Source organism: [Scytonema hofmanni] UTEX 2349 (genome assembly GCF_000582685.1).
Lineage (GTDB): Bacteria > Cyanobacteriota > Cyanobacteriia > Cyanobacteriales > Nostocaceae > Hassallia > Hassallia hofmanni.
Map to the genome: position 1 here is coordinate 2,990,982 of NZ_KK073768.1, position 21,572 is coordinate 3,012,553.

The 21,572-nt window shown below is 39.9% G+C and carries 23 protein-coding genes; 17 read left to right on the top strand and 6 right to left on the bottom strand.

Annotated elements, in window-relative coordinates; translation table 11 throughout:
* Window positions 1-211: 211 nt before the first annotated feature.
* From TOL9009_RS0118280 to TOL9009_RS39675, 11 genes are all read left to right on the top strand, one after another.
* The gene (locus tag TOL9009_RS0118280; protein ID WP_029634065.1) at window positions 212-409 is read left to right on the top strand and encodes a hypothetical protein; all 198 of its coding nucleotides are present in this window, start codon (window positions 212-214) and stop codon (window positions 407-409) included.
* Window positions 410-600: 191 nt separating this feature from the next.
* A complete protein-coding gene (locus TOL9009_RS0118285; protein ID WP_029634066.1) occupies window positions 601-1,380 on the top strand; it encodes a peptidylprolyl isomerase in 780 nt (259 codons plus the stop codon).
* A 450-nt stretch (window positions 1,381-1,830) separates the two neighbouring features.
* Window positions 1,831-2,103, top strand: coding sequence for a hypothetical protein (locus TOL9009_RS39665; protein ID WP_051502947.1), 273 nt, complete (start codon window positions 1,831-1,833; stop codon window positions 2,101-2,103).
* A 114-nt stretch (window positions 2,104-2,217) separates the two neighbouring features.
* Window positions 2,218-2,529 carry a hypothetical protein gene (locus TOL9009_RS0118295; protein WP_029634067.1) on the top strand — a complete coding sequence of 104 codons (312 nt, stop codon included), beginning with the start codon at window positions 2,218-2,220 and terminating at the stop codon, window positions 2,527-2,529.
* 71 nt (window positions 2,530-2,600) lie between these two features.
* A complete protein-coding gene (locus tag TOL9009_RS43620; RefSeq protein WP_072022148.1) occupies window positions 2,601-2,801 on the top strand; it encodes a hypothetical protein in 201 nt (66 codons plus the stop codon).
* A 7-nt stretch (window positions 2,802-2,808) separates the two neighbouring features.
* Window positions 2,809-3,132 (top strand): hypothetical protein, encoded by a 324-nt coding sequence (locus TOL9009_RS0118300; RefSeq protein ID WP_029634068.1) that lies wholly within the window; start codon window positions 2,809-2,811, stop codon window positions 3,130-3,132.
* Between the two features lie 167 nt (window positions 3,133-3,299).
* Window positions 3,300-5,048, top strand: a complete 1,749-nt coding sequence (locus TOL9009_RS39670) for a GNAT family N-acetyltransferase (RefSeq protein WP_038296422.1) — start codon at window positions 3,300-3,302, stop codon at window positions 5,046-5,048.
* A 92-nt stretch (window positions 5,049-5,140) separates the two neighbouring features.
* The gene (locus TOL9009_RS0118310; protein ID WP_029634069.1) at window positions 5,141-5,479 is read left to right on the top strand and encodes a hypothetical protein; all 339 of its coding nucleotides are present in this window, start codon (window positions 5,141-5,143) and stop codon (window positions 5,477-5,479) included.
* Between the two features lie 219 nt (window positions 5,480-5,698).
* Window positions 5,699-6,019, top strand: a complete 321-nt coding sequence (locus TOL9009_RS0118315; protein WP_029634070.1) for a microviridin/marinostatin family tricyclic proteinase inhibitor — start codon at window positions 5,699-5,701, stop codon at window positions 6,017-6,019.
* A gap of 81 nt (window positions 6,020-6,100) precedes the next feature.
* A complete protein-coding gene (locus TOL9009_RS0118320) occupies window positions 6,101-7,090 on the top strand; it encodes an MvdC family ATP-grasp ribosomal peptide maturase (RefSeq protein ID WP_029634071.1) in 990 nt (329 codons plus the stop codon).
* A gap of 31 nt (window positions 7,091-7,121) precedes the next feature.
* Complete coding sequence (locus tag TOL9009_RS39675) at window positions 7,122-8,147, top strand: MvdD family ATP-grasp ribosomal peptide maturase (protein WP_038296423.1); 1,026 nt, start codon at window positions 7,122-7,124, stop codon at window positions 8,145-8,147.
* Window positions 8,148-8,150: 3 nt separating this feature from the next.
* Here TOL9009_RS39675 and TOL9009_RS0118330 read toward each other — a convergent pair whose 3' ends face one another.
* The 3 genes from TOL9009_RS0118330 to TOL9009_RS0118340 form a co-directional block, all read right to left on the bottom strand.
* Window positions 8,151-8,969, bottom strand: coding sequence for a hypothetical protein (locus TOL9009_RS0118330; RefSeq protein WP_029634072.1), 819 nt, complete (start codon window positions 8,967-8,969; stop codon window positions 8,151-8,153).
* A 562-nt stretch (window positions 8,970-9,531) separates the two neighbouring features.
* On the bottom strand, window positions 9,532-10,944 hold the full coding sequence (locus TOL9009_RS0118335) for a M16 family metallopeptidase (protein WP_398344928.1): 1,413 nt from the start codon (window positions 10,942-10,944) through the stop codon (window positions 9,532-9,534).
* A gap of 217 nt (window positions 10,945-11,161) precedes the next feature.
* Window positions 11,162-12,757 carry a M16 family metallopeptidase gene (locus TOL9009_RS0118340; protein ID WP_038296425.1) on the bottom strand — a complete coding sequence of 532 codons (1,596 nt, stop codon included), beginning with the start codon at window positions 12,755-12,757 and terminating at the stop codon, window positions 11,162-11,164.
* A 241-nt stretch (window positions 12,758-12,998) separates the two neighbouring features.
* Between TOL9009_RS0118340 and TOL9009_RS0118345 the strand changes: the two genes are divergently transcribed.
* The 4 genes from TOL9009_RS0118345 to TOL9009_RS0118360 all read left to right on the top strand — a co-directional run bounded on the left by TOL9009_RS0118345 (window position 12,999) and on the right by TOL9009_RS0118360 (window position 17,090).
* Window positions 12,999-13,613 carry a TetR/AcrR family transcriptional regulator gene (locus TOL9009_RS0118345; RefSeq protein WP_029634075.1) on the top strand — a complete coding sequence of 205 codons (615 nt, stop codon included), beginning with the start codon at window positions 12,999-13,001 and terminating at the stop codon, window positions 13,611-13,613.
* A gap of 331 nt (window positions 13,614-13,944) precedes the next feature.
* Window positions 13,945-14,517 carry an ATP-dependent zinc protease family protein gene (locus TOL9009_RS0118350; protein WP_029634076.1) on the top strand — a complete coding sequence of 191 codons (573 nt, stop codon included), beginning with the start codon at window positions 13,945-13,947 and terminating at the stop codon, window positions 14,515-14,517.
* Window positions 14,517-16,148, top strand: coding sequence for a UUP1 family membrane protein (locus TOL9009_RS0118355; RefSeq protein WP_029634077.1), 1,632 nt, complete (start codon window positions 14,517-14,519; stop codon window positions 16,146-16,148). The genes TOL9009_RS0118350 and TOL9009_RS0118355 overlap by 1 nt, the downstream gene beginning before the upstream one ends.
* A gap of 6 nt (window positions 16,149-16,154) precedes the next feature.
* Entirely contained in the window at window positions 16,155-17,090 is a 936-nt protein-coding gene (locus TOL9009_RS0118360; RefSeq protein ID WP_029634078.1) for an alpha-L-glutamate ligase-like protein, read from the top strand.
* On the opposite strand, the gene TOL9009_RS0118365 is transcribed toward TOL9009_RS0118360, so the two are convergent.
* A complete protein-coding gene (locus TOL9009_RS0118365; RefSeq protein WP_029634079.1) occupies window positions 17,091-17,534 on the bottom strand; it encodes a DUF4332 domain-containing protein in 444 nt (147 codons plus the stop codon). It abuts the gene before it with no gap.
* 133 nt (window positions 17,535-17,667) lie between these two features.
* Here TOL9009_RS0118365 and TOL9009_RS0118370 point away from each other — a divergent pair, with 133 nt between their 5' ends.
* Entirely contained in the window at window positions 17,668-17,991 is a 324-nt protein-coding gene (locus TOL9009_RS0118370; RefSeq protein WP_029634080.1) for a hypothetical protein, read from the top strand.
* Window positions 17,992-18,188: 197 nt separating this feature from the next.
* Window positions 18,189-19,571, top strand: a complete 1,383-nt coding sequence (locus TOL9009_RS0118375) for an aminopeptidase P family protein (RefSeq protein ID WP_029634081.1) — start codon at window positions 18,189-18,191, stop codon at window positions 19,569-19,571.
* A 98-nt stretch (window positions 19,572-19,669) separates the two neighbouring features.
* Here the strand turns inward: TOL9009_RS0118375 and TOL9009_RS0118380 are convergent, their stop codons facing one another.
* On the bottom strand, window positions 19,670-19,879 hold the full coding sequence (locus TOL9009_RS0118380; RefSeq protein WP_038297291.1) for a hypothetical protein: 210 nt from the start codon (window positions 19,877-19,879) through the stop codon (window positions 19,670-19,672).
* Window positions 19,880-19,907: 28 nt separating this feature from the next.
* Window positions 19,908-21,044 (bottom strand): pentapeptide repeat-containing protein, encoded by a 1,137-nt coding sequence (locus TOL9009_RS0118385; protein ID WP_029634083.1) that lies wholly within the window; start codon window positions 21,042-21,044, stop codon window positions 19,908-19,910.
* Window positions 21,045-21,572: the final 528 nt, after the last annotated feature.

Genomic DNA, 21,572 nt, shown 5'->3' on the forward strand with positions numbered 1-21,572 from the left:
CTACCCCCTTATTGTTTGGTGTGAAGGAAAAAGAATGTAGAGACGTAGCACTGCTACATCTCTAAGGGTTCTAGATAACGCATATTTAAATTCGGTTGATGTCTGATCAATTCTGTCCGAGTACTTCAGATATTAAATCCGTCTGAGATTTACCAGTGCCGGGAACTTACCTGAAATGTAGATATAGCTATTGCAAGAGGAAGGTTATTGTATGCATCCAATTGAGCTAATGAGAAAATATGGCTGGTCTTACCACAAACTAGCCGCAGAGTTTGGAGTTTCCGAAGTTGAAGCTAGACGATGGGGATTTAGAAAAACTGCCAGTAACTACCGAAATCCCAAATTAATGGCTTATAAACTAGCAGAAAAGATTGATAAGGAATTATCAACGATATCTGCATCTGCATAGAACCATTGTTAGAACCAAAGTGACCTAGACTCGGCTTCAAAATCCCTGTTTAATAACAAAGAATAGGACTTACGCACTCACAATGCCACGAGCGCAATGACATCAAGTCTACTGGGGGAAGTTTTCCCCGGTGAGCTTTACGAAATTACGTTGTTGTTGCGTAAGTCCTGAAGAAGTGGAGGAATTATATTATGCCTCAACATCTAACTATCTCTAATTCAGACATCATTCGCAGCCTCAAGCTATCCTGTCAGATTCCTAATTTTCTAGAAGCTATCGCATTTAAAAAAATTATTGCCGAAGCTGCTCAAGAAGCTGGTATTCAAGTAGAGGAGGAAGAAATCCAAAAAGAAAGTGAAAAACTCCGGCTAGAACACAAACTAGTCAAAGCTAAAGATACTTGGAATTGGCTGAGAAAATATCATCTATCTTTGAATGACTTTGAAGAATTACTTCACGACAAGGTTCTTTATGAAAAGTTAGCGAATCATCTTTTTTCGACTCAAGTAGAAAGAGTTTTCTATGAACACCAAGTTGACTATGTTGCCGCTGTCACTTATGAAATCATTTTGGATGATAGAGACTTGGCTTTAGAACTGTTTTATGCCCTAGAAGAAGGCGAAGTTACTTTTCAAGAAATTGCCCGTTTATATATTCAAGAACCAGAACTTCGTCGTGCTGGTGGATATCAAGGACTTAAACACCGTAAAGATTTTCGTCCAGAAATTGCAGCGGCTGTATTTGCTGCAAGTCCACCAGAAATTCTCAAACCCATTAGCACCCAAAAAGGAGTTTATCTAATTTGGATTGAAGAAATAATTCAACCCCAATTAGATGAGCAGTTACGTCAGCAAATTATTACAGAATTGTTTTCGGCTTGGCTAAAGCAACAATTTGAAAGTTTAGAAATCGTTACGCAGCTAGACTCGGATAGTAATTTACAATTGCCAAATGAATTACTAAAGGCTTAATTTAGTTTTTTACTTAATAGTAATTAAATAAATTATAAGACAGTAATTTGTTAATTAATTTGTCCAATATAAATTGGATGTATGGTATTTTTTTGTAAAAAATCTCATACACATCCACATAAATATAAAATTTTTTTATTTAAAAAGTTTGCTATTAAAGGCTTATCAGCTTCAAAAGAATTAAAAAATAATCAATAAATTGCGTATAGGCATTAACACAAAATATTATTGCCTATTTTTTGCTGCTAATTTTTAAGAAGCATTTGCATTAACAAATAAAAGAAAAATTTCTAAAAAATATCTGAAAAACCTGTTGACTTTTAAAAGGAATCTGTTATATTAAAAATGTGAGCGACGGAAATAAGTTATTTGCTCAAGACGCAAACAACAAAAAGAAGTTGTTCGCAATAAAAATTCCCAGAAACTAACTTTAATTCCCAGGAGAAACCCATGATTATTTCAGATTTGAACTACTTGGAAGCTACTGAAGGTTCTGCTGTTGTTGGTGGTATCTATCTAGGCAGTGGTAAATATAACAAGTCAACTACCCTCTATGTTAAGGAATACCTCAGTATCAAAAAAGATATTGATGTAAAGGCTGACATCGACGGCAACGTAGCTACTGCTGAAGCTGAAGCTCAAGGTTACAATACTGTTACCCAAACCTTCGCTTTTACCACTCCATATTCTTCTAGCAGCACCTCTATTGCTGCTTCAAACTAATTATTAACCGTTGAATACTAGAGCAACGAAATAGCTCTACGTGAAAACAGCCAAAAACTATAGATAGCTTTTGGCTGTTTTTTTCCGAGTATTTAATAAGTCATAAGGAGTCATATGAGCAAATTAAAAATTTCCGATATCAGCTTTTGTGAAATAGCCAATATTAGTCAAGTTCGAGGCGGATTATCAGAAAATACAGCAAGGAAACTTGATATATTGGACTGGTTAATAACTTATATTCCTGGATTTTCCAAACAATCTTCAAAAATAACAGGGGAATATTTACTTGAAGAATTCAGCGATCCAAACGGACAAAATTATGGATATCGTGCCTTAACTCCAGATGGTAAACAAGTATTGGGCGGAGCAACTGGACAGTTAAATAATGTTAATTATGCTGTCTCCTTCGCCAGCCGTTCTACTTAGTTAATATTTGCTGCAATCACTAAAATGTGATTGCTATTTTTTGAAAATAAACAATAGTTTTTGTTAATATTATGACTAAACATAAAATTGTGGTTAAACGCATAGTCTCACCTGATGGGAAAGTAATTGCCGAGGCTAAAAGCGTAGTCCAAACATCTAGTGATGATGAGGTTGAGATTAGTCAAAGTGTTTCTGTATGCGTTTCATCTGGTAATAGATCCAGCAGTTACGCAAAATCTAATAGCAGCAGTTCATCAACATCTTTATCGTGAGGTAAGTGTGAGAAATTTCTTAATCATCTCTGACTTAAGTTATTTACACTCGATTAACGAAAGCATCCTTGTAGTAGGTGGCAAAGTTTACGCTGGTACAGTTACCACAACAACAGCCAGATTTAAAAATGCCACAGCTGGTGCAGGTGCAGTTGCCATCGGTGAGAATACTTATACTGATACTCAAACCAAGACAACTGTTGAAAACTTGGGTTTCCTTGACTATAGTAGAGCCGATGCAACAGCCACAGCATATGCAAACACTGGAAACCAAACTGCTTCATCTCGGAGTAGTAGTACTTCAATTTCACTTGATTTAACCAACCATTAATCCAACATTCTGCACCCCCTACTGTGATAATCGGTTTTTTCGGTTTTTTATCCACAACAAAGGCTAAATTTTATACAAAAATGGGTTCACTTGAGTAACGCGATCCGTCCAAAATTCGTAGTATGACACTTTAGGGTACGGAATGTGGATTTAGAGGCAAAAACGATATGCACATTGACATAATTAATAATTTTGAAAAATTTAAGAAAATAAGAGAAAATTGGGATTCTGTATACGCGGCTGATCCTCAAGCTCAGTTCTTCTTATCCTGGATTTGGCTGTCTGGATGGTTGCAGATGGTACATGAGCCGTGGTTCATATTTGCTGCCAAACCAAATACCCAGGATTCATCCTATGTTGCATTTTTCCCGGTGAAAATTGTATTAGAACAGCAGGATCGAGGTGGCTTTTATACTAAACTCTACATGTTAGGAAATAGCGTGGCAGATTACACGGGACTTATTTGCCTACCAGGTTATGAAGAAGAGGTAATTCCCGCCTTTGCTGCTGACATCCAGCAGCAGTTAACATGGTCTACTTTCGATGTACAAAATATTTTAGAAACAGATACACGAATGTCCCTCTTCTTGAGGCATTTCTCTGGAGATAAATTTGAGTTCAATCAACACCGCATTCAAAATCAGGGAAAAGATACTGATAATTATATTGCCCCTTATGTTTCATTGGTAGACAACTGGAATCAATATCTGCAAAACTATATCAGTTCAAATACTCGCCAAAAAATCAGGCGCTTTTTAAAGAAAATAGAAAGCTCTGACGAGTTTCATATTACCCACGTTGATGCAAACAATCTGAAGTCTCATATTGAGATATTACTCAGGTTATGGGAGTCAAAATGGAGACATAAAAAAGGGGATAGCTGTGACGTAATTATGGATTACGTTCGCGCTATTTTACGTCATTGTTTTGAAAATAACTGTCTGTATTTACCGGTTCTATGGAAAGGGGACACACCTTTAGGAGCGATCGCTAACTTTGTTGATGTTCATCAAAAATCCATGCTATTTTTCATCGCAGGTCGCGATGAAACTTTTAAAAATCCGCCACCTGGACTTATCCTCCATGCTGAGGCGATCCGATACGCTATTCAAAATGGATTTAAAGTTTACGATTTTTTAAAGGGAAATGAAGAATACAAGTATTCTTTTGGGGCTAAAGAGCGTCGGATTCAGCATATCGTAGTCAAATACAAAGATTGCCAGAATAGACAACTTGATGTCAGAATTATTCCTTTAGCGCTTCATTTGAGTGTTCAGGATCATCGAGCAAACCAACTCACCAAAGCCGAGCAGGGATACCGTCAGATTCTGGAAACTCAGTCAAATCATCCGGAAGCACTCTATGGACTAGGGGTGTTGATGAGGCAAAAAGGTGAGTACCAAACTGCGGAAAATCTCCTAAAAACCCTGCTTCAAATTCAGCCCAATTCTATCAAGGCTTTATTTAGCTTGGGGAATTTATATCAAACTCAAGGTCAATTATCGGAAGCGATAGAAACCTATAATCAAATCTTAGCTCTAGAGCCTGATACGATCGCCGTATACAATAACCTTGGCTATGCACTGCATCAACGAGGTGATATTGAAGATGCGATCGCCTGCTATCAAAAAGCACTCTCACTAAAGCCTGATTGCGTTGAAGCTGAGGTTAACTTAGCCAATGCACTTTATGCCCAAGGAAAGCTCTCCCCTGATAAACAAGCTCATTACGCAGCGATAAACAACGATTTAGGCTTTAAGTGTAGGCAAGCAGGAGATTTAAAAATGGCGATCGCCTACTATCAGCAGTCCATCTCTATGAAGCCTGACTTGGCAGAAGCTCACTATAATTTGGATCTGGTGCTGCAAGAACAAACTGCAAGCAACCGGGATCAAAAAACTCTCATTCCTGCCTAGAGAGCCAGGAAATTTTAGAAAAAGTCAAATACTTTTTCAGTGGAATACACAAACCTAATCCCGTCAATTTATTTAGTTAAAAAAGAAGACTCATGATGCTAATCAATGATTTATCCTATTTAGATAATGCTCCAGAAAGCGAGTTTATTTTAGGTGGTGCTAGTGCGACTATAGAAGCTAATGCATCAGTTGAAGGGTCTAATTCTCTCGCTGTCACTGATACAAACCTTGCACTCAGGGGTTTGGGTAACGGTGGTTCTAAGTTAAAGGGTAGAGGAATAGCTCTGGCGATCGGCGACGATCCTATCGCTGATGTCGATTACACTCTTGACGGCTTTGATAAAGTGAAGGTAAAAACTCGTTCTCTAGAAGGACAAAACTTTGATTTGGATATTGTTAAGATAATAGCGATTGATCTACCAAACAAATGACAGCTTACGACACAGTTTCAGATTGCGCTCATTCCTGCTGAAAATGCAATCTACTAGTACCGCAAGGCGGAAGTCACGCATTCACGCATTCAAAAGATTACCTATGAATTAACCGCCAAGTCGCCAAGTATGCCAAGGTAAGAGGTAAAGAGAGAATAGGTAATTTGAAAGTGGGAAGGGAGTATACACTTTTTACATTGACCTAAAGGAGCAATCCACATGTCTGACAATCATAAGCCAGATTTTAATTCTTCAAAAGTACCATTCTTTGCTCGTTACTTAGAAGGGCAATTCTGCGAAGATTTGTCCTCTGAAGAAATGGAAGCAGTTGAAGGAGGTATTACATTTGTGACGCTAAAATACCCCTCCGACAACGAAGAGGGTGGTCATGGTGGAGGAATTGTCACTAACAAGTTCCGGGATAAGTATGATTGGGGTGGAGGAATTGTCACCAAAAAGTATCCATCAGATGCTGATGAATATGCTGTGACACAAAAGTATCCATCAGATGGTGACGATCACGCTTTTCCCATAGAATAAAGCTTTGATTGATTTGTAGTCAAACCTAAAATTGTCAATTTTGAGAGCGCTGAAGCGCTCACTACAAAAATAAATGTTTTTATGCACCTATCGCGTGATGTTGTTTTATTAATCACCCACAGTGGTGATTTTTTCACAATAGATAGAGTAGCACAAGCTGTATCAAAACGGGGCGGACAACCGTTTCGCTTGGACACTGATAAATTTCCCCTACAAGTGAAACTGAAACAGCAACTGGGCAATAAAAGCAGTCACAAACTCGAATACGATCAAGCATCTTTTCATCTACATTCTATCGATAGCAATCAGGTAGTTGCAGTTTGGATGCGTCGGATCTTTGCTCCCCAGATGAATACAGAATTGGCTCCTCAATTCCAAGCAGCGTGCGCTAGGGAGTCATTAGCAACTTTAAATGGTTTTTGGGACAGTTTGCGTCAAGCGCGTTGGGTAGATAATTTACAGCAAATTGCTGTTGCGGAAAACAAGCTACATCAATTGCGGGTAGCGTCTGAGGTTGGTCTTATTATCCCTCGGACTCTTGTCACCAACAATGCTGAATCTGTGAGGGAGTTTTTCTCTGAGGTGAAGGGGAAAATGGTGACTAAACTGTTAACTCCTATTTCCATGAGTATGAAAGGCTCCCCTTTCTTTTTTTACACCAGTGCTGTTAAAGAAGAAGACTTGCTTGATGGGGAAACACTGCGTTATTGTCCGATGGTTTTTCAAGAAGAAATACCCAAACAATGGGAATTGCGGGTGGTATTTGTTAATGGTAATTTCTTTGTGGGAGCGCTAGACGCATCTGTTTATAATACATCTACCCTTGATTGGCGTTGTGCGAAAAACGAAGCTTGTGTATGGCAGCCTTACGAATTGCCGATTGCTGTCAAACTTGCGATCAAAGAGTTTATGGGAAGGTTTGGGCTACTTTTTGGAGCCTTTGATTTTATCGTCACACCAGCAGGAGAATATGTCTTTTTAGAAGTTAATCCTGTAGGGGAATGGGGAATGTTAGAGCGAGATTTGGATTATCCGATTTCGGAAGCGATCGCTTCGGCTTTACTTCCCTAAAGTATTTAATTTCAAATCATGCATTTTGCTCATGACAGTTTTAATAATTACCCATAGCCAAGATAACGAAAGCATTCCTCTAGTAATGCAAGCGATCGCAGCACAAGGAGGAAAAGCTTTTCGTTTTGATACAGACAAATTTCCGACTCAACTACAGCTAAATGTCTACTACGGTAAAGAAAAACAGCAACTAATTTTAATTGATGAAAACAAAAAATTAGACTTGAGCGAAGTATCAGCAGTTTGGTATCGACGAATTGCGATCGCTGCAAAAATTCCTATCACAATGGACTCGCAACTAAGACAAGCCTCGGTGCAGGAATCTCGTGTTACTATTCAGGGTATGATTGCCAGTATACCGGGATTTCACTTAGATAGATTGCCAAATATCCGTCTTGCCGATAATAAACAGCTACAACTACAAGTAGCACGAATGCTAGGTTTAGATATACCACGCACGCTGATTACAAATAATCCCCAAGCAGTTAAGGAATTTTCCCAAGAGTGCGAGGAGGGTATGATTGCAAAAATGCTTTCTTCCTTTGCTATCTACGATCGCAAAGGACAAGAGCATGTAGTATTTACTAATCCGGTTACAGATGCAGATTTAGACAATTTGCATGGATTGGATTTGTGTCCAATGACATTTCAAGAGAAAATACCCAAAGCGCTGGAGTTGCGGACAACTATTGTGGGTAAGCGTATATTCACTGCTGCGGTTGATTCCCAAAGTTTGCAACTATCTCGTTACGACTGGCGAAAACAAGGAATAGCCTTACTCAATGCTTGGCAACCTTACGATTTACCCCAGGATGTAGAGAACAAGCTACTTCAGCTAATGGCTCACTTTGGTTTAAATTATGGAGCAATTGATATCATTTTAACACCTGACGGTCGGCATATATTCCTTGAGATTAATCCTGTGGGTGAATTTTTCTGGATGGAACATTGTCCTGGCTTTGGGATTTCTCAAGCGATCGCTGAGGTATTGTTAGCTAACTCGCATGAACAAAAAGATGAGAAAAAACATCAAAACGCATTTTCCACACCAGTTTAATTTCTAATTTCCCCATCGGCTAGTTTTTTTACGTTTCAATGCCACACCAATAACACCAGCAACTAAGATAGCAGCTACATTAGTTGAAGGTTCAGGTACGGAAACTCTAGCTTGATTTCGCTTGACTTCGATTAAAGTTAAATTTGTTTGATTAGGAAAATAACGCTGTAAAGAACCCGCAAAAGAAGCTGTGATAAATTCTTCTTGACCGCCAAAATTAAAATTGCTACCTCTATTTATGAAGATAACATTGTCACTTTTTTGAACACCAATAAAATCTTCATCGCCTTCCGTAGTTAAATTACCGGCAACGCTAAAAATGTCTAAAAGACTGTTATTATTAGTGTCGAATAAAGCGAAAGATATATCTCCAAAAGCTCTAGCATTTTCTGCCGGAGGATTGTCTATAGATGTTAATAACGTTAAATTACCTAAAAAGTCAAAAGAAAAATTTGTATTTGCATCAACATCGAAGTTACCTATAACTGTAGCTTGGCTATTTGCTAATCCTAAGTAATCTCTACCTTCACCCAAGGCTATGCTTAAAGATGAATTTAATGCTATTGGTGGAGAAACGATAAAAGCTGCTTCGGCTTCAGCAAATGCAGTTGCCATACCGTTACCGATACCAATAACAAGGGTTTCTGTGTCAGTATTAGTTGAAGTTGCTGTAGGGCTTTGACTGAATTGTGTAAAGATGAATTGTCCTTGAGAAGAAGCAAATGTAGCAGCTTTACTGGGTGAAATTGCTAACATTGAACTGGCGATCGCCGGCGTAGCTAATAACAAGACGCGCTTACAGAATTTTATGTATTTTTTCATACATTGCTTTCCTAGTTACTTTTTACGTTGGTTACAATTCAGTCGTAGTTACGCATTCAAAGCGGTAATTTTGCCAAGCAGAATTACCTGGAAAAATTCTTTATGAATCATCCTTCATATCATGTCCGGAAAATTACTTATGATGTAAAGTAAAGACGTTACGAAAGGAACGTCTCTACGACGGTTGCGACGTTTTTATTACTGTTAATTAAACGGACATGATATCAAACATACATCTACCGAATTTAAATATGCTTTATCCAGAAACCCTTAATTAGACGTAGCACTGCTACGTCTCTACATTCTTTTTCGGAAATTTCTAAAGTAAATTTGTTGTTGAGAAATAATTTAATCGTCTTTGCACCCAAAAAACGGTAATGCAGTTAGAAAAAAATCCTTACGTAAATATACTAAAACAAGACTCCATATAATTGTGTAAAATTTTCATAAAATGATTTCATCTTTCCATAAATTTAACAATAGTTTAGTGTGAAGACACTGTAATATTACTAGTAGAGACGTTCCGGCGGAACGTCTTTACAATTTGTCGGATATGATGTAATTAATTCTGCACTTGCGGTTGTGGTGAACCGGGAATTGTCACATCGATCGCAGTCACCTGTGCTGCTAACTGAGTCAATGGAGGGTTAATAGCACTTTGATTCCCGACTACCAGTGTCACCATATTTTCTGGCTTGAGATATTTCTGCGCTACCCGTTGCACATCATCAACTGTGGTTGCAGCTACAGCTTTTTGATAGCGGAACAGAAAATCAGCCGGATAGCCGTAATATTCGTAGCGCATCAAACGTGATAAAGTCTGTTTCGGGTCTTGAAAATTGAAAACAAACGAGTTGAGTGTAGACTCTTTAGCAAAAGCCAATTCCTGGGGAGTGACTTTTTCAGCTTGAATGCGCTTAATTTGAGTTTGCATAGCTTTAACAAACTGTACAGTAGCATCCGATCGCGTTTGTCCCCCAGCAATGAATAACCCAGGATAATCGTAGCTGGGACTCCAGGAACCGTAAACAGAATAAGCTAAACCTTGACGCGATCGCACTTCATTAAACAAGCGTCCCCCAAATCCATTTAACACCCCATCCAACACATCCAACGCCGGATAATCGGGACTGTTGAACTGTCCCCCCAAATGCCCGATGAGAATGTTACTCTGAGTCAATTGTGGCTGATTGACAAAAAACACACCACCTGTTTTAGCTTGCTTCACCACAGGTAACTGAAGTTTAGGCAAATTGGGGTTAGCCTTCCAATCACCAAACTTAGCTTGAACAAGTTCGCGCATCTTCTTAGAATCAAAATCGCCAGCAATCCCCAAAATCATATTATTCGGGTAGAAATATTGCTGATAAAACTGAATCAAATCCTCACGCTTAATCTTATCTATCGTTGCATACTCCGTCGTTCTGGCATAAGGGCTATCCTTGCCATAAATCAATTTACTAAATTCCCGACTGGCAATATCATCAGGATCATCATTGCGTCTAGCGATACTACCTTTCTCCTGCGTCTTCGACAACTCCAGTTTATCAGCAGCAAACATCGGCTCTCGCAGCACTTGGGCAAACAGCCCAAACACCGTTTCTAAATCTTCAGTAAGCGACTCAAAACCAGCAGCAGCCGAAGTCTCACCAATACCAGTTTCCACCGAAGCTGCCCGTTGTTCCAATATCTGATTTAGCTGATCGGGAGTATGCTTGCGAGTTCCTCCTGTTCGCATCACATCCCCAGTAAAATCAGCCAACCCGATCTTATCAGCCGGCTCAAAGCGATCGCCAGTACGCACCAAAGCACTACCACTCACCAACGGCAGCTCGCGATCCTCCATCAAATATACAATCATCCCATTTTGCAGCACAAAGCGATCGTACTTCGGCAACTTCACCTCAGGTAAAGGTGCAAACCGCAACTCAGTATAAGGCTTCGCTCCCGTCGCTGCCACAGCAAAATCAAACATTCCCACAAGCAACAGAGTAAAACAAAGCACCAACGAATACAAAATTATCCTCTTCCTCTGACCCCTTACCTTATACATATCTCTCTCCATTCCTTCTTGGCGTCTTGGCGGTTCGTTTCTCATTTCTTCGTGATGTTGCGGTTATTACCCTACACGTTCAGGCACGAAATTCTTGGGTGTTACGCGTACAAAACACAGACGCGATAAATCGTCGTCTCTACTTCTTCGACAACAACTTACCAACAGTGCGATTTTCCGGTGTAAAACTTTCCCTCGCTACCCGTTGAATATCCGCAGGAGTCACAGCCGCAATTTGATCCAACTGCTTAAACAAATTGCGCCAAGAACCAGTTTTCACCTCATATTCCAACAATTGCTGCGCCATACCCATATTAGAATCAAGCGATCGCAACAAACCCGCACGAGCTTGCGTCTTCACTCGATCCAACTCAGAAGGTGAAACAGGCTGAGTTTTCAAAGAGTCAATTTCCTTTCTTAAAGCGATCGCCACCTCATCAACATTGTGACCCGGAGCCGTGAGAGCATAGAACAACATCAAATTCGGATACTTATCTCCCGGAAATCCACTGAAACCTTGAGCAGTCAGCGCCAAACGTTGTTGTTCTACCAAAGACTTATATAAGCGCGACGTGCGCCCACTACTCAACAAACTGCTAATAATGTCATAAACTGCATTATCTGGATGAGTAATTGCCGGACGGTGATAACCTTCTAAATACAAAGGTTGTGAACGTAATTCTAAAATAACTTCCCGCGTTTGCTTTTGCTCCGGTTCCACGGGGACTTGCGTTTGTGCTTTGGGTTTAGCCTTAAAGCGTCCAAAGTAAGTTTGCGCCAGTTGTTTCACCTGATTTGGTTTAACATCTCCAACAATGGCGATCGCTAAATTGCTCGGTACATAGTACGCATCGAAAAACTTCCGCACATCTTCCCGTGTTAGGTTGCGGATATCCTCATCATAACCAATTACCGGACGCCTGTAAGGATGTACTTTAAAAGCAGTATCGTTAAATTTCTCCACCATCAAGCCGATAGGAGAATTTTCCACCCGCAAACGGCGTTCTTCTAAAATTACATCTTTTTCTTTATAAAACTCGCGAAATACAGGATCGAGAAATCTGTCAGATTCCAAAGACATCCACAATTCCAACTTGTTAGAAGGAAAACTGTAAAAATAGCGAGTGGCTTCTGTGGAAGTATTCGCATTTAAACCAACACCTCCCGACTGTTGGACAATTTGCCCCAACTCGTTTTGCTTGACTAATTTGGCTGCTTGTGCTTCCAAATTTTTAAACTCAGCAGATAACTTAGCAACTTCATCTTGTTTACCACCAGCTTTCGCTGTTTTAATTTGGCTAGCTAACTGATCCAAACGGTCTAGTAAAGGTTTTTCTGCTTTGTAGTCTTTTGTACCAAGAATCGTTGTCCCCTTAAATGCCAAATGCTCCAGAAAGTGCGCTACGCCTGTTTTTCCATTTGGCTCATCCACACCACCGACATCAGCGTAAGTTAGAAAAGAAACTACAGGCGCTTGATGGCGTTCTAAGACAATGAACTTCATGCCATTATCAAGACGAAACTCCGTCAATTCCTTAATTACTCGATCTAAATAAGGTTGAATCGAAGTTGGAGGTGGTGGGGTTTGCGTTTTAGCGAAAGCAATTTCAGGTAACAACCCCCAACAAAAGAATATTGGCAAAATAAGGGTTACAACTAGCCGACGAATGGGTATTCTCAAGCTTGAGAAAAAGCTAAAATCTACAATTGGTGAGAAGTAACTAAGCTGCTTCATAAGGAAAATAAAGGGACTGGGGATTAGGGATTAGGGATTAGGGACTGGGGATTGGGGACTGGGGAATTTGAAGAGAGGGAAAGAATTATTGCCAATGCCCCATGCCCAATGCCCGATGCCCAATTCCCCATACTCTAATAAAACAAGGCGTTAATCTTGTATTAAGCTTTCTATGATTTTTATACTTCACATTAGACAATAATGCTACAAATCCTGTTCCGGAGATATCACCATAAATATTATGCGAGTTTTTAATTCTTCCCCACCTGCTGAGGCACAAACCCGTACCCGCATTTTAAGCGCAGCACTTCGGTTGTTTGCTTCACAGGGATTTGACGGTACGACTACCCGCGATTTAGCCCAGGCAGCGAGTGTAGCTGAAGGTACCTTGTTTCGTCATTTTCCGAATAAAAAGGCGATTTTGATTGAGGTAGCGACTAACGGCTGGGTGGAGATTCTGACAGATTTGCTGACAGAATTGAGTGAAATGGGCAGTTATAAGGCGATCGCACAAGTGATGCGCCGGCGGATGTGGAATATGCACAAAAATGTCGATTTGATGCGAGTTTGTTTTTTAGAAGCGCAGTTTCACCCAGATTTACGCGATCGCATTCAATTAGAAGTCATTGATAAAATGAGCGATGTTGCTGAAGCTTTCTTTCAAAGTGCGATGGATAAAGGCATCTATCGCCAAACGAATGCTAAACTGGTTGCCAAAGTTTTTTTAGGAATGTTTGCGATCGCAGGCTTTTCCAATAATACCTTAATGCAACCTGATGCCTCTCCTCAAGAAATGCAACAAATGGCAGAAGGACTCGCTGATATATTTCTTAATGGAGTCCTGGTGAAAGAGTGAGGAATTAAAAGTGAGGAGTTAGGAGTTAAATTAAATTCATAACTCTTTATTTGCTTAATTTACTTTTCAATTCACTAATTATCTAAAAATCCTTTAAATCATTATTTTGGTATAGTTTTTTATGCAAATTTTAATTCAAACTTAATTGTAATATTTTTTATCATTAAAATTAAGTATTTTTTATTATATTTAACATATTTTTCGTTCCGCAATCTCAAATATATTCTGATAAAACGTAACAAATCTACCTTTAGATCGATAGTATTAACAAATATAGTAAAGTACTTTTACTTATAAATAGAATTTTGTTCAGTATAGATGGTTAGCGATCATGAAAAATAGATTTAAATTGGATACGCCGTATCCCAGCAAAGCAATTTTCTTTGTCATATTTATTACTTTGTTATTTGGAGCGGGATGCAGTTTGCAAAAGACTCAAGCCGTTAATTCCTCAGAACAAGAAACAAAAACTGTCGGGTGGGTAGAAAAAGTAATAATTCCTGGTGTTGAGAAAGAAGTTAAAGCAAAGCTTGATACAGGTGCGACAACAACCTCTATAAATGCCGAAATTTTAGAAAAGCCAGATAACAAATCAGAATCTGGTGGAATGATTAAATTTAGATTTAGGGATGGAAAGAAAAACGGAGAGGTTTTTGAGCGTCCGATTGTGCGATGGGTGCAAATTAAAAGTCGCGAAGGTGCTGATATACGTCGTCCGGTCGTAGGAATGAAATTCTGTATTGCGGGTCGATGGATTGAAGAGGAAGTAAACCTTGCAGATAGACAAGATTTTAACTATCCAGTTTTAATCGGACGCAACATGCTAAAAGAAGGCAAGTTGGCTGTTGATTCATCTGCAACGTTCACTGCACAACCATCATGTGCAACTCAGGAGGCACAATAGTGAATCGGACTTTTCGCGCTTTGCTGTTAGCATTATTTTTAACAGCGATTGGACTAGCAATCTTTTTCCATAAACTTTCTAATTCAGATGTACCATTGTTTCCCAACCAAGCTTATAGAAGTTGGTACGTTGAAGCAAAGTTATCGTTGAATTCTCAGCAATCATTACTGCCTTCAGAAGAAGAGGCAAAGTCAACAAGCATTCAACTTTATCTTCCCCAAGAATCTCAACGGTACAGAATTGATAGTGAAGATTTTACGGATGGAAGATTTGAACGTAAAATCAAAACCTTGGAGAATTCATTAAATAGAATAGCTGTATTTAGTAGGCAGGATGACGCTAATAATAAGTTTATATTTTACCGAGCAATAATTCGCCGGAAAGATACCGCTACAGCAGGAACCGAAGTAGTTCCAATTTCCGGACGCCGATTGGTCGATCAAGAACTTGTAAGATTTGGCGAAAATACCGCTAGAGTTGAAGATAATCTCAAGGAAAATTCGCCAAGTGCAGAAATTAACGCGCTGTTGAATGAGGCTAAAAGTCAATCAACCGATCGCCAATCTTTAGCCAATAAAATCTATCAAATATCTCTTTTGAAAGATGACATTCGAGTTCAAGCTATCAGAAGAAACTTGAGAAATCAAGAATCTACCCCAGAATTAGCCGCATTTTTGTTGAATAAAACCAACATTCCGGCACGAGTTGGTAACGGTATTTTGCTGAGAAGTGAAGAAGTATATTCCACCGACTTTATTCAGTGGCTAGAAATTCAAGTAGGCGATCGCTGGTTAGCCTTCGATCCCATCGACTATAGCTTTAGAGAGCAAGACCGCTATCTAACATGGTGGTACGGTTCAGATCGTGTCTTACAAGCCAAAGGTGTAAACAATATCGCTTTAGAAGTCGTTGTTAAACCCAACACTGACAAAGGACTGACAAGCGCAATTTTGCAAGATGAAAAAGGCTTAAATCCACTTTTAGACTACTCCTTGTTCAACCTGCCACTAGCAAATCAGCGAGTCTTTCAGGTACTTGTCTTAGTTCCAATTGGTGCTTTAGTTATTTCCATTTTGCACCAGATAATTGGATTGCAAACCTTTGGGACATTCACACCAATATTAATTGCCCTTTCCTTCCGCCAAACTGGACTGATTGTTGGCGTTCCGCTGTTTATTTTAGTTGTAATTATCGGGCTTTTGATTCGTGCCTATTTGAATAGATTGCAGCTTTTAATTGTGCCTCGACTCGCCGCAATTTTAACAGCAACCGTCTTAATAATGGCTGCTCTGGCAATTGTAATGGAACATTTTAATATTAGGCTGGGCTTGTCAATTTCTTTGTTCCCAATTGTGATTCTGGCGATGACAATCGAACGGGCAGCAGTGACATGGGAAGAAGAAGGAGCAAAAGAAACCATAATTGCCGGACTCGGTAGCCTTTTAGCAGCCACAATTGGGTATTTCTGCATCATTAATGACTACGTGCAGCATTTAGCATTTGCCTTCCCGGAACTATTGCTGTTAGTTTTAGCTTTGAATATTCTTGTCGGACGCTACAACGGCTACAAACTAATTGAATATTTTCGATTTAGGTCATTACAACGACAGTTAAATCAAACACAGGTATAAGCTGGTATGCTTTCATCTTCACTTCGGCGTAGCGGCATTTTAGGAATTAATGCTCGCAACTTAGACTACATCTTTGCTAGCAATCCGCGTCAGCTATATCGCTATGCGGACAATAAACTAGAGACGAAAAAAATTACTCAAACTATTGGTGTGCCGGTTCCAGAAACTTATGGAGTTATTTCATTCCAAGGTGAGGTGAGAAACTTATCAAATATTATTAAACAACACAAATCCTTTGTTGTTAAACCTGCTCGTGGTAGCGGTGGGGATGGGATTGTAGTGATTAGTGATGTAACAGATGAGGGCTATCGCAAAGCTAGCGGTTCAATTCTCAAACCCGGAGACTTACAATATCACATTTACAATATTCTCAGCGGCATGTTTTCGTTAGGAGGACAAACCGATCAAGCGATTATTGAATATGCGGTGCAATTCGATCCTGTGTTTGCTGAAATTGCTTATCAAGGAGTTCCGGATATTCGAGTAATTGTTTATCGCGGAGTTCCGGCAATGGCAATGTTGCGTCTCCCCACACGGGCTTCTGATGGTAAGGCTAATTTACATAGAGGTGGTGTGGGTGTGGGTATTGATTTATCGACTGGTAAGACGCTGGCGGGTATTCAGAGAAACAGCTACATTGATAATCATCCGGAAACGAAACATTCGTTGCGCGATCGCCAAATTCCCCACTGGCAAACTATATTAGAAATAGCTGCCAAGTTAGGCGACAAAACAGAGTTTGGCTATCTCGGCGTTGACATTGTTTTAGACGAAGAAAAAGGACCGCTGTTACTAGAAATAAACGCTCGTCCCGGTCTTTCAATTCAAATTGCCAATCGAGAAGGGCTTATTCATCGACTTGAAGCCATTGATAGTGCTTTGCCCAAACTCTCAGGAGTTCAAGAAAAAATTGCCTTTGCCCAAGAAACATTTGCAGTATAATCAATTACGCAAAACTGTTTTTGCTTGCTGACACCATTGTTGAACTAACTCGATCGCCGGACATAAATCTCTTCGCTGCATGGTTGCTACCTGCAAGCGCATAATTTGTTGATGCAATCTGTGGGTGGGAGTTTCTGCCAACTGTGCCACCGAACCTATACCTGCATGAAGCAATAATCCGCAATACTGCGTCCCCACACTGGGAATCCGAGCCAAATCCGCCAAAGCCACCCACTTATTTACATACTGAAGATGAACTTGTAATTTATTTGCCAGCGCTACCTTAGATTGCAAACTATTTCCTTGTTGAAACAGCGCTTTTGTGGTAAAGATACCGCAATTTTGGAGTTGGGCTAGTTCTTCCTGACTTAATCCCGGCAATTGCTCAATCGACCAATCGCCAGTTGGCGTATTGTCCAATTTAGCTTGATTTTTAGCAGACATTTTTTTACCTGAGAAATAAGTTCATTTAACTATTGTGACAAATTCACTCGTTGAGATCCTTGTCGATAGTTAGATAACAACAAGAACGTGACGTAGTACTGTAAATTAATTCATCGTAACGACGGATATATTTATGCGTTTTCCACTTTTGTCCATTAAATCCGCAATTAGAGGCAAGGCGATCGCCAACATCCTTGCTGCTATAACAACCGCGCTAACTTCTGCGGGGTTAGTCAGCTGCGGTAACGACGAACCAAAGCCACAGACTGAAACCCAGCAACAAAATCAACAATATGCTCAGTACAACAATCAGACTAACCAAAAGCCTATCCGGTCTAACAACGACAAAGATGACGACAAAGATGACGACAAAGATGACGACGACAAAGATGACGACAAAGATGACGACGACAAAGATGACGACAGAGACGACGATAAAGACGACAACAAAAATTAGGGACTGGGGATTAGGAAAAGAATTATTACCAATTCTCCATACCCAATGCCCAATGCCCATTGCCCAATAAACATAGGAGTGAAAATGAGTGTAAAGACGTAGCACTGCTACGTCTCTACAAGGGTTTCAGATAACGCATCATAAAAGAGCGATCGATGTCTAATGCCCAATGCCCATTGCCCAATGCCCATTTCCCAATGCTGATACAAAACACTTCTAACTCCCTCGTCGATACTCTACGGCAGCGAAGACAAAAACTAGCCAGCCTAATTGATTTTCCCGCAATTCTTTGGTCAGGAAACACCAGTCCGCGTAACTTTCCAGCAAATGTCTTTCCTTTTCGCGCTAGCAGTCATTTCCTCTATTTTGCGGGACTTCCCTTGCCAAACGCGGTAATTCGCTTAGAAACTGGGAAGTTAGAACTATTCATGGACGATCCTAAACCTAGTAGCGCTTTATGGCATGGAGAAACGCCTTTTCGTGAAGAAATCGCCCAAAAAATTGGCGCGGATGTTGCTAAACCAATGGTGGAATTAGAATTATCAATAAAAGGTGCGGCAACAATTGCTGTGCAAGATGCTGCTACTTGGACTCAGCAGTCGCAACTATTGGATAGATTAGTTTTACCGCAAATTCAGCCAGCCGGAATTGACTTAGAGTTAGCCAAAGCAATTGTTACAGTACGACTTACCCACGACGATACTGCATTAAGCGAGTTAAGAAAAGCCGCTGCTGTTACCGTCGAAGCGCACAAAGCTGGTATGCGTGCTACAACTAACGGCAAAATAGAAGCCGAAGTGCGGGCAGCGATGGAAGCAGTGATTATAGCACATAACATGACTACTTCCTACAACAGTATTGTCACCGTTCATGGCGAAGTTCTGCATAATGAACACTATCACCATTCTTTGCAACCTGGTGATTTAGTACTTGCTGATGTCGGTGCGGAAACTGAAATGGGTTGGGCAGCTGACGTCACTCGCACTTGGGCTGTATCGGGAAAATTTTCATCTACCCAAAGAGATATTTATGATGTAGTATTGGCGGCTCATGATGCGTGCATTGCCAAAATGCGCCCTGGTGTAGAGTATGAAGATATTCATTTACTAGCTTGCACCGTCATTGCTGAAGGTTTAGTAAATTTAGGCATTTTCAAAGGAAATCCGGAAGACTTAGTAGAAATGGATGCTCACGCGCTGTTTTTCCCCCACGGAATCGGTCATTTGCTGGGTTTGGATGTGCATGATATGGAAGACTTGGGGGATTTAGCTGGGTATGAAGAGGAAAGAGAAAGAAGCGATCGCTTTGGTTTAAGCTACCTACGTTTAAATCGTCCCCTCCGTCCCGGAATGTTAGTTACAATCGAACCTGGTTTTTATCAAGTCCCTGCGATTTTAAATGATGCTAACCTGCGCTCAAAGTATCATCAAATCGTCAATTGGGAGCGTTTATCTCAATTTGCCGATGTACGGGGAATCCGCATTGAAGATGATGTTTTAGTTACAACAGAAGGCAGTGAAGTTTTAACAGCTGCATTGCCAAATAAAGCCAGCGCTGTAGAGGATTTGGTTGTTTGTTAGTGGATAGTGGTTGGTGAATAGTAGTTATTGCTAAAAAAATAACCCTTTAACTCCTAACTCCCGTACAGACGTTCCGGCGGAACGTCTCTACCTAACAACTATTTTAGGGTTTCCACAAATCGACCCATTGTCTTTTTGTAAATTTCATGTTCAGGAGAAGGTGCCATGATTTCTAGATTGCCACGATTGTAAGTAAGTCGCAGGCGCCTACTATGATTAAGTTCTGCCAGCAAAGTTTCATAAGTTTGCCAACTAATACCAGATAAGTGAATTATTTCTTCTGGCTGAATCAAAGTTTTGCTAGTCATACAACCTTCCACCATATAGTGTCAACTGTTACCAATTACCCTCAAAAATTGCCCCTAAAAGCTTTAACTCTAGCTTCATCTCTTCAGAAAAGCTTTGATTATATCCAAAGTGAGTTTTCTCGACTTTCACATTATTGAAGTTGGCATTTCTCAAATCAGCATTTCTCAAGTCAGCATTATTTAAGTTCGCATCCTCTAAATTAGCGCCACATAAATTTGCATCTTTGAGATTAGCATCACTAAAGTTAGTATTCTTCAAATTAGCACTGCTGAGGTCTGCCCCTCTCAAGTCGGCATTGCTGAGGTTAGCATCCTTAAGTTTGGCATTGCTCAGTTTAGCATTTTTGAGATCGGCACTGCTGAGATTGGCATTTTTCAACTTGGCACTGTTCATGTAAGCATTGCTGAAGTTCGCACCGATTAATTGAGCATCGTTCAACTTGCCATTCCATAAATAGACACCACTAAGGTTGGCACTCATTAAATGAGCATTGTTGAAGTTGGCATCGCTAAGGTTGGCATTGCTGAGGTTGGCACCCATTAAATGAGCATTGTTGAGGTTGGCACTGCTGAGGTTGGCATTGTTGAGATTTGCATTGCTGAGATTTGCATTGCTGAGATTTGCACTGCTGAGATTGGCACTGCTGAGGTTGGCACTACTGAGATTTGCATTGCTGAGGTTAGCACCGCAGAAGTTGCCATTTAAAAAGCTGGCATTTACTAACTGAGCATTCCTAAGATTAGTACCAATGAAATATACATCATCAAGGATGATATTATTGAGGCTGGCATTGCTGAGGTTAACAAGGATAAAGTGAGCTTTGTTTAATTGTTCTTCAGATACTTTATCAACTAATTTTTGTAGCAAATCTTGATGAACTGATAGCTTTTTAATTTCCGCATCGTTGAGGTTAACTGCTGATAAATTGTCAGTTTGAGATGTCAATTTAGAGTTTTGCAAAAGCCGCTTCTGTTGGCTTATGCTTACAAAGCAAGCAATTAAGCCAAAGCTCAAACCAACCACAAGTGCTGGTGGTTTACCGTTGGTCAGCAGCATCACTATAAGACCTATAGCAGCCAGAATAATAATCGGCTTGAGCAATGAAATGATTTCTGCTTTCGCTTTTTGAGAAAAAGTACTATTTTTACGATTAGTTAGAGTCATCCTTAAATACTTTCCTTGTTGTTTTTACAATTTAGTTTAATTAGCCCAGAATTTATCAGTGATTCAGTCCGCAAGTCCTAAGAGTACTCCAAGTAAAAAAATGCCCAATTGTCCGAAGCCAATGGAGCAAAGTGTAATGTTCAAAGCAGCGTCTTTGCGATTGCTACGCTATACTTCGTTTCGTGAGCGCTCCGCGCACGCTAACGCGAACGCAATGACGGGTTTTGGATCATTTATTTTTTGGAACACTCTAAGGCAAAATAGGAAATTAGACGATATGATGCACTCTTGCTGACATAACGTGGCATAACCAAAGCATTTTGTTAGACGTATGAAAACTAGAGAAGTTTTTATCAGTCATGCAGTGGTGGATTAATTAGGGAATTTTGATAAGAATATATAAGGCGATCGCATCCTCAATTGATTGATAAATTTCTAATCCTCAAAATAATGTATCATTTTTAATGTATAAATTATTTTATTTACGTGTATAATTTATGACACTTATTAAATATCTGAAACTTTGGC